The organism is Oscillibacter sp., assembly GCF_032018205.1.
Taxonomy (GTDB): Bacteria; Bacillota; Clostridia; order Oscillospirales; family Oscillospiraceae; genus Oscillibacter.
In genome coordinates, this window is sequence record NZ_DALZOY010000011.1 from 104,555 (window position 1) to 112,553 (window position 7,999).

8 protein-coding genes are annotated in these 7,999 nt (G+C 58.1%); all 8 read left to right on the forward strand.

Annotation, left to right across the window (positions count from 1 at the left end; all coding sequences use genetic code 11):
• Positions 1 to 12 precede the first annotated feature (12 nt).
• Complete coding sequence (locus RTU96_RS10140; RefSeq protein ID WP_312636470.1) at positions 13 to 738, forward strand: zinc metallopeptidase; 726 nt, start codon at positions 13 to 15, stop codon at positions 736 to 738.
• The gene (gene rsmB / locus RTU96_RS10145) at positions 735 to 2,072 is read left to right on the forward strand and encodes a 16S rRNA (cytosine(967)-C(5))-methyltransferase RsmB (RefSeq protein ID WP_312636471.1); all 1,338 of its coding nucleotides are present in this window, start codon (positions 735 to 737) and stop codon (positions 2,070 to 2,072) included. The genes RTU96_RS10140 and rsmB overlap by 4 nt, the downstream gene beginning before the upstream one ends.
• Positions 2,069 to 3,100: a 23S rRNA (adenine(2503)-C(2))-methyltransferase RlmN gene (rlmN, locus tag RTU96_RS10150; protein ID WP_312636472.1), complete on the forward strand. Its 1,032-nt coding sequence runs from the start codon at positions 2,069 to 2,071 to the stop codon at positions 3,098 to 3,100. Before rsmB ends, rlmN begins: the two co-directional genes overlap by 4 nt.
• Before the next feature lie 5 nt (positions 3,101 to 3,105).
• Positions 3,106 to 3,861 (forward strand): Stp1/IreP family PP2C-type Ser/Thr phosphatase, encoded by a 756-nt coding sequence (locus RTU96_RS10155; RefSeq protein WP_312636491.1) that lies wholly within the window; start codon positions 3,106 to 3,108, stop codon positions 3,859 to 3,861.
• Between the two features lies 1 nt (position 3,862).
• Entirely contained in the window at positions 3,863 to 5,884 is a 2,022-nt protein-coding gene (gene pknB / locus RTU96_RS10160) for a Stk1 family PASTA domain-containing Ser/Thr kinase (RefSeq protein WP_312636473.1), read from the forward strand.
• On the forward strand, positions 5,877 to 6,764 hold the full coding sequence (gene rsgA, locus RTU96_RS10165; protein ID WP_312636474.1) for a ribosome small subunit-dependent GTPase A: 888 nt from the start codon (positions 5,877 to 5,879) through the stop codon (positions 6,762 to 6,764). Before pknB ends, rsgA begins: the two co-directional genes overlap by 8 nt.
• Before the next feature lie 143 nt (positions 6,765 to 6,907).
• Positions 6,908 to 7,069: a hypothetical protein gene (locus RTU96_RS10170; protein WP_293007591.1), complete on the forward strand. Its 162-nt coding sequence runs from the start codon at positions 6,908 to 6,910 to the stop codon at positions 7,067 to 7,069.
• A 168-nt stretch (positions 7,070 to 7,237) separates the two neighbouring features.
• On the forward strand, positions 7,238 to 7,999 hold a 762-nt coding region (locus RTU96_RS10175), incomplete at its 3' end, for a DUF3794 domain-containing protein (RefSeq protein ID WP_312636476.1).

The following is a 7,999-nucleotide window of genomic DNA, read 5'->3' on the forward strand; positions in this document are numbered from 1 at the left end:
ACGAGGAATTTGATGCAAAACGATTATGCTTATTTCTTTGCGAACAACCTGTACTGGATTCTGCTGATTCCGGTATTTCTGCTGTCCTTGTACGCGCAGGCGCAGGTTTCCGGCAGCTTCAACCGTTACAGCAAAGAAACCAACCGCCGCCGTATGACCGGGGCGCAAGCCGCCGATGCGGTACTGCGGGCCCACGGGGTCACCGGTGTGACAATTCATCCCACTCAAGGACGGCTTACCGATCACTATGACCCTCGGTCCAACGCAATCTATCTGTCCGAGGACGTGTACGGCGCGGCCACGGTGGCGGCGGTGGGCGTTGCCTGTCACGAAGCGGGGCACGCGGTGCAGTACGCCGTTGGGTACGCCCCCGTCCGGCTGCGCAATCTCATCATTCCCGCAACCAGCTTTGGCTCCCGCTTCTCCTTTATCCTGCTGCTGATCGGAATGCTGATGTACAGCCAGTCTTTATTTTTGGCGGGCATCATTTTGTTCGGAATCACCACATTCTTTCAGCTTGTGACGCTGCCGGTGGAGTTTAACGCCTCCGCCCGAGCCATCGAAACCATTGAGAATGAGGGTTTGTTGGCGGAAGAGGAGATTGGAGGCGCGAAAAAGGTCCTGCAGGCGGCTGCGCTGACGTATGTGGCGGCGCTTTTAACCAGCCTTTTGCAGCTTATGCGGTTCGTGGCCATTTTTGCGGCCCGGGGCGGCAACCGACGGGGAGGCCGCAGATGAGCGCCCGGGATACCGCCCTGCGAGTGCTGGGCGCCGTCTCGTCCAATGCCGCATGGGCGGACGCTTCTTTAAAGGCCCAGCTCCGGAGAGACGGACTGACCGGCGCGGAGGCCGCGTTGGCCACCCGCATGGTCTACGGCGTTTTGCAAAACCGCGCCCTACTGGATTTTTATTTGGGGGCCTACTGCTCCCAGAAGGTGAGCCATTTACAGATACCGCTTACGGACATTCTGCGGCTGGGTGCATATCAGATTTTGTTTCTGGACAAGGTGCCGGACCGGGCGGCGGTAAACGAAGCCGTGGAGCTGGCAAAGAAAAATAAACGTGGTGCGGCATCCGGGCTGGTGAACGCTGTTTTGCGGAAGGTATCTTTGAACAGGGACACGCTTCCAGCCATTCCAGACAGGGATGAGGCGCAGTATCTTTCCATCAAGTACAGCCACCCCAAGTGGCTGGTAAAGCGGCTTTTGGCGCTGCTGGGCCGGGAGGAAGCGGAGGCTTTCCTTGCTGCCGACAACGGTGTTGCGCCCCTGACGGTACAGGTCAACACGCTGAAAACCACGCCGGAAGAGCTAACCGCAAAGCTCACAGCAGCAGGAGTAGGAGTCACGCCACATCCGTGGGTTCCGGATTGTCTGGAGCTGTCTTCCTCCGGCGATCTGACGGCGCTGGAGGCGTTTGGACAGGGCGAGTTTTTCGTGCAGGACCCCGCAGCGAAGCTGGTGGGCTTGGTTGCCGCGCCCGAAAAGGGGCAGCGGGTCATTGACGTGTGCGCCGCTCCGGGAGGAAAGTCCTTTGGCGCGGCGGTGCTGATGGGGGACGGGGGAGAGTTTTTTTCCTGTGACCTCCACGAAAAGAAGCTGGTCCGCATTCAAGAGGGCGCTGCGCGGCTGGGAATTACATCTATTGAGACCGTTGCCGCAGACGGGACGGTTTTCCGTCCTGTGTGGGCTACCAGCGCCGACGTGGTGCTGGTGGATGCACCCTGCTCTGGTCTTGGTATTATTCGGAAAAAACCGGACGTTCGGTATAAATCCCCCGACGACCTGTTTACACTTACCGTAGCTCAGTCCGCGCTTTTAGAAAACGCGGCGCGGTATGTAAAGCCCGGCGGTACGCTGATCTACTCCACTTGTACCGTGCTTCCGGAGGAAAACGGCCAGATTGTGGACGGATTTCTCGCCGCCCACCCGGAATTTTCCCGGGAAAGCTTTACGCTGCCCCGCCCTCTCGGGGAGCAGCCGGGAGAGCTGACCCTCTGGCCCCATCGCCATGGGACCGATGGATTCTACATCTGCCGCCTGCGGCGTGCTGAAGGGGACGTCCCACAATGATTGACTTGAAATCCCAGAAGCCGGAGGAAATGACCTGTACCCTGAAGGACATGGGAGAGCCTTCCTTTCGTGGAAAGCAGGTGTTCTCTTGGCTCCATGGGGGCGCGACTTCCTTTGATGAGATGACAAACCTGCCAAAGTCTCTCCGGGAAAAGCTGGAGCGTACATGCATTCTCACGCCGCCCGTGGCCGTGCGCAAGCAGGTTTCCAAGCTGGACGGCACCGTGAAATACCTTTGGGAGCTAAGCGACGGAAACTGCATAGAATCGGTTTTCATGCGCTATCACCACGGGAATACCGTCTGCATCTCCTCTCAGGTGGGCTGTTTGATGGGCTGTGCATTCTGCGCATCCACTGTGGCGGGAAAGGTCAGAAACCTGACGCCGGGGGAGCTACTGGATCAGGTAATTTTTACCCAGAAGGACGCCGGTCTGCCGGTTTCCAATATCGTTTTGATGGGGATTGGGGAGCCGCTGGACAATCTTGATAACGTGCTGCGGTTTTTGGAGTTGGTGAACTGCCCGGAGGGGCTGAACATCGGCATGCGGCATATTTCCCTGTCTACTTGCGGCATCATTCCCGGCATCGAGCGCCTTGCCGAGTTGAGTCTTCAGCTTACGCTGTCCGTCTCTCTCCACGCGCCGGATGGGGAAACCCGCTCTAAAATCATGCCGGTGAACCGGGCCTATCCCGTGGAGGACCTGTTTGCCGCATGCCATCGTTACTTTCAAAAAACAGGGCGGCGCATTTCCTTTGAGTACGCCATGATCGACGGCGTGAACGATGGTGACTGGCAGGCGGACCTCATTGCCCAAAAGTTAAGAGGGATGCCGGGGCATGTGAATCTCATTCCGCTGAACGACGTGGTGGAAAGCCCGTTCAAGCCTTCCAAACGGACGGCGGCGTTTCAAAAGCGGCTGGAGTCCCATGGTGTCACCGCCACAGTGCGGCGGAGCTTGGGGGGGGATATCGACGCCTCCTGCGGTCAGCTCCGTCGGAAGGCCATGGAAGAGAGGAAAGGAGTGTGACCGACATGCAGGTTTGGGGCATTACGGACGTGGGTCTGGTCCGTAAAGACAATCAGGACGCTTTTGCCGTGCGGGAGCGCACGGACAGCGGACACACCGTCTGCGTGGTATGCGACGGCATGGGCGGCACCGCCGGCGGCCGTCTGGCAAGCCATATCGCGGTGGATACCTATATGCGGGAGGTGCGGCGCGTTCTGCGCCCGGAGATGACGCCGGGTCAGCTCCGGGAGGCGTCATCCTTTGCGGTGTCTCTTGCAAACAAGGCAGTCTGGGAAGCGGCGCGGCAGAGCGAGGAATTTCAGAACATGGGAACCACGCTGGTGGCTGCCGTGGGCTATGGAGGCGGCGCTGTGGTGAGCAACGTGGGCGACAGCCGTGCGTATCATATTACAAAAGAGTGCATCCAGCGGATTACCCGGGACCACTCGTTGGTGGAGAGCATGGTGGAGCGGGGGGACATTACCGCCGAGGAGGCCCGCCGCCATCCAAACCGCAATCTGATTACCCGGGCGCTGGGGCCGGATGAGCTGATCGAGTGCGACGGCTACATATGCCCCATGGAGCCGGGGGAAATCATTCTGCTGTGCAGCGACGGGCTGGTAGACACCGTGTCGGATCAGGAAATGCTGGACGAGGTGAACCGTGCCAAGACGGGAGAGGACTGCCTTTCAAGGCTTCTGGATCTCTCTAAGGAGCGCGGCGCAAACGACAATGTAACCGCCGTGCTGATGCGCGAAACAGACGGAAAGGGGGGTGTGTGACATGGTGGATTCTTATATTGGAAAAATGCTGGACAACCGCTACGAAATTCTGGAGCGGATTGGGACCGGCGGCATGGCCGTGGTATACAAAGCCAAATGCCACCGCCTGAACCGGCTGGTGGCCGTGAAGATTCTCAAGAGCGATTTGGCGCAGGATGAGGAGTTTCGCCGCCGGTTCCACGCGGAGTCCAAGGCTGTCGCCATGCTGTCTCATCCCAATATCGTTTCGGTGTATGACGTGTCCCAAAGCGCGGAGGTAGAATACATCGTCATGGAGCTAATTGACGGCATTACTCTCAAGCAGTACATGGAGAAGCGGGAAAAACTGGACTGGCGAGAGTCTTTGCACTTTATCACCCAGATTATGCGCGGCCTTTCCCACGCCCACAGCCGGGGAATTGTCCACCGGGACATCAAGCCCCAGAACATCATGGTTCTGCGGGACGGCAGCGTGAAGGTGGCTGATTTCGGCATTGCCTGCCTTGAAAACTCTGCCCAGACCCTGACGCAGGAGGCCCTTGGCTCCGTCCACTATATCTCTCCGGAGCAGGCCCGGGGCGACCGGACAGACGCACGCTCCGACATTTATTCCGCCGGAGTGGTGCTTTATGAGATGCTCACCTGCCGCCTGCCTTTTGAGGGTGATTCCGCCGTGTCGGTGGCCATTCAGCATCTCAGTTCCATTCCGCTGGCGCCCCGGGAGATTGACGCTGGTATCCCCGAGCCGCTGGAGTTGATCTGCATGAAGGCCATGGCCCCAGACCGGGATCGGCGGTATGACTCCGCCGAAGCCATGATTCTGGATCTAGATGCCTTCCGTAAAAATCCCGGCGTGGATTTGGACATTGATCCCAAGGACCTTCGCCCGGAGGAGCCTGACGAGCCAACCCGCCCGCTGCGCACCGGCGCCGTGGTGGCTGCCGCCGCGCAGCACCATGCCGCCAGGGAGCTTTCCCGCGAAAGGGATACCGGGCGGGAATACGGACGGAGCAGAGATCGGAAGTACGATTCGGATTACGACCGGGACCCGCCCCGAAAGTCCGAAGGAGAGCTGTCCCCTCAAAAACGCACGGCAATGATTGTCGGTGTGGTGGTGGTGGCGCTGGTGGCGGTGTTTTTTGTGGCCAGGGCGGTGTTCGGCTCCATGGATGCGGGAGACAAATATCTCGTTCCAAATGTGCTGGGACTGACGGTGGACGAGGCCAATGCGCTTCCCGAGGTTGACGGGATTTTTACAATCAATGTGGTGAGCAGGGTTTATGACGATGCGCCTGTGGATGTGATTCTCAAGCAGGACCCATCGGAGAACATGCCGAAAAAGACCAACCTTGTCATTGATGTCACCGTCAGCGCCGGGGAGAGAACCGACACGATGCCGGACGGCCTGATTGGAAAGAATATTCAGGTTGCAAAGGTGGATATGAAAACACTCATCACCGATTTGAAGCTGGATATTCAATCGATTGAGGAGAGCAGCGACGACGTGACGGCGGACGCCATCATTCGCACGGATCCGGAGGCGGGGGCTACCCTGAAAAAGGGCGACACCGTAATACTGTACGTTAGCACGGGACCGGAGAAAATTCCGGTGGATGTGCTTCCCCTGACCGCGCTTCCCGTTGACAAGGCAAAGGAACTGGCCACAAGTCTGGGGCTTGACGTAGAGGTAAAAGATGTGGAGAGCAACGAGGCTGTCGGTATGGTGGTGGCGCAAGACCCCGCCGGAAACACGAAGGCCAACAAGGGCGACAAAATTATCCTCTCCGTCAGCAAGGGTCCTGCGGGTACGAATCCCCCCTCGGAAAATTTGATTCTCCAGCCAGCGACCTTCTCGCTGCCGCAGGATGGGCGGGAAACCGTTCATATGGTGGTGTTGCTGGATGGACAGTCACAGTTTGACGGCAATGTGAATTGCAGCGACGGAACTACTACCGTGGACTTGTATGGCACCGGCACCGGCACGGTACAGGTGTATTACGACGGAACGCTGTTTGAAACACGCACGGTAAGCTTTGATGCGTGAGGGCCGGATTCAAAAGGCCCTCAGCGGGTTTTACTATGTGGAGTGCGACGGGGAGCTTTTTTGCTGCCGCGCCAGAGGAAAATTTCGCAAAGAGGGCGTTTCTCCCTTGGTGGGGGACCGGGTGGAAATCCGGGAGCTTGGCGGCGGCGAAGGCTATGTAGAGGCCATAAAGCCCCGAAAGAATACCTTTCGCCGCCCTTCCGTGGCAAATGTGGACCAGATTGTGATCATTGCCTCGGAGGCCCTTCCAAAAACCGACCCTTATCTCATCGATCGGCTCTCCGCCATCGCGGCGCTGAAGGACTGCGGCGTGGTGGTGGTGCTGAACAAATGCGATTTGAACAGTGCCGACGGTTTGTATGAGATTTACCGCGCCGCGGGCTTTTCCACGGTCCGCGTCAGCGCGGAAACAAGGGCGGGTCTGGAGGAGCTGAAGCCGTTAATAGCTGGAAAGCTATCTGCCTTTACAGGAAACTCCGGCGTGGGAAAGTCCAGCATTTTAAATGCGCTGGACCCGGAGTTTGGGCTGAAGGTGGGAGAAATCAGCGTGGCCCTCGGCCGGGGACGGCACACCACCCGTCACGTAGAACTTTTTCACCTGTCCTGCGGCGCAGAGGTGGTGGATTCCCCGGGCTTTGCGTCTTTTGATTCCGAGGAACTGGATTTGGAGCTGAAACACCGCCTTCCCGAGACTTTTCCGGACTTTGCGCCGTATGTGGAGGGCTGCCGGTTTGTGGGGTGCAGCCATACGAAGGAAAAGGGCTGCGCGGTGCTGGAGGCCCTTATGGACGGAAAGCTTCAAAAGAGCCGCCACGACAGCTATCTCCGGCTTTACGAGGAGTTGAAGCCCCTCAAGGAATGGACGGAGCAGAAGAAATAAAAAAGTGCGGGTAACTCATTTTCGGTATCCGCCCTTTTTTTTTTTTTCTTTTTCGCGTAGAAATTTCCCCGCTTTGGAACTTTGTTCCGCACGCTTTTTTCTTTCCGGGTATATACTGGAGTACGAGAGGAGGTGCGGCGGATATGTGGTGTGGCCGTGGAGGGGGAGGAGGCTGCTGGCTGGGCGTATGTGCGGTGTCGCTGGGGCTGGGCATTTTAATTGCGGCGATTTTTCCTACGGGCTTTCTGCTGTTTATCGTCGCACTGCTCCTGATCGCCTGCGGGAGCGCCTGTCTTCGGCGCTGAGATGAGTTTGATTTGGAAAAGGAGTGCGTGTATATGAAAATCGTCGTCTGGAAGTCGCCGAAAGCGCTGTGCGGCCTGTTGCGCAGGTTGTTCGGGATCAAGGAATAACCCTCATCCTCCCGGCATAGGATAGGCCAGAATCACAATGGCCGGGAAAGGATGGTCTGAATGGAACTGGATTTAAAAAAAGCCCGCTTCGACGCCTATGACGTGGGCGGGGAGCTTGTGCTGACGCAGGAGGAAACGGCGGAGACAATTGTGCCGGATTACTGCCCCGACATTGCCCGCATCATCGACACGGAGGGAAAAATCTATCTCCACAGCCGAGAGCTGAGGGACGGAAAGGCGGAAATTTCCGGCACCGTGCGGATAACGGTGCTCTATACCCCGGATGGGGAGAGCGGCGTGCGCACGCTGGATTTTGCCATGCCTTTTTCCGCCGAGTCGGACGCCAAGGCCATGCCGGAGTGTGTGCTTTTGGCAGCGGACACAGAGCCTGAGCTGATGGAAACCCGTGCGCTGAATCCCCGTAAGGTGTTTACCCGTTGTCGGCTTGTCACCCGCCTTACCGGATATCGCCGGGCGGAGACGGAATTTTGCACCGACGCGGAGACAGACGCAGCCTTGTGCGTTGAAAAGCGGCGGGAGGTGCAGCATACCACCGCACTGACACATATCGCAGAAAAAGATTTTACATTCTCCGACGAGCTGGACCTGTCCCCGGGCAGGGAGGGCGCTGCGGAAATCCTCTCCAGTCGCGTCTCCGTTTGTGTGACGGAGACAAAGGTGGTGGGGAGCAAGCTGATTTTGAAGGGAATCTTTACAGTTTGTCTCCTGTACCGCTCCTTGGAGGGAAGATGCTGCTCCACCTCCGGTGAGCTGCCGTTTTCTCAGATTATGGAGGTGGACGGCGCGGCCGAGGGCTGTGTG

Excerpts from the sequence above, each read along its gene's own strand:
- rsgA (WP_312636474.1), top strand. The coding sequence starts at position 5,877 with ATGCGTGAGGGCCGGATTCAAAAGGCCCTCAGCGGGTTTTACTATGTG.
- RTU96_RS10155 (WP_312636491.1), top strand. The coding sequence starts at position 3,106 with ATGCAGGTTTGGGGCATTACGGACGTGGGTCTGGTCCGTAAAGACAAT.
- rlmN (WP_312636472.1), top strand. The coding sequence starts at position 2,069 with ATGATTGACTTGAAATCCCAGAAGCCGGAGGAAATGACCTGTACCCTG.
- rsmB (WP_312636471.1), top strand. The coding sequence starts at position 735 with ATGAGCGCCCGGGATACCGCCCTGCGAGTGCTGGGCGCCGTCTCGTCC.
- pknB (WP_312636473.1), top strand. The coding sequence starts at position 3,863 with ATGGTGGATTCTTATATTGGAAAAATGCTGGACAACCGCTACGAAATT.
- RTU96_RS10170 (WP_293007591.1), top strand. The coding sequence starts at position 6,908 with ATGTGGTGTGGCCGTGGAGGGGGAGGAGGCTGCTGGCTGGGCGTATGT.
- RTU96_RS10140 (WP_312636470.1), top strand. The coding sequence starts at position 13 with ATGCAAAACGATTATGCTTATTTCTTTGCGAACAACCTGTACTGGATT.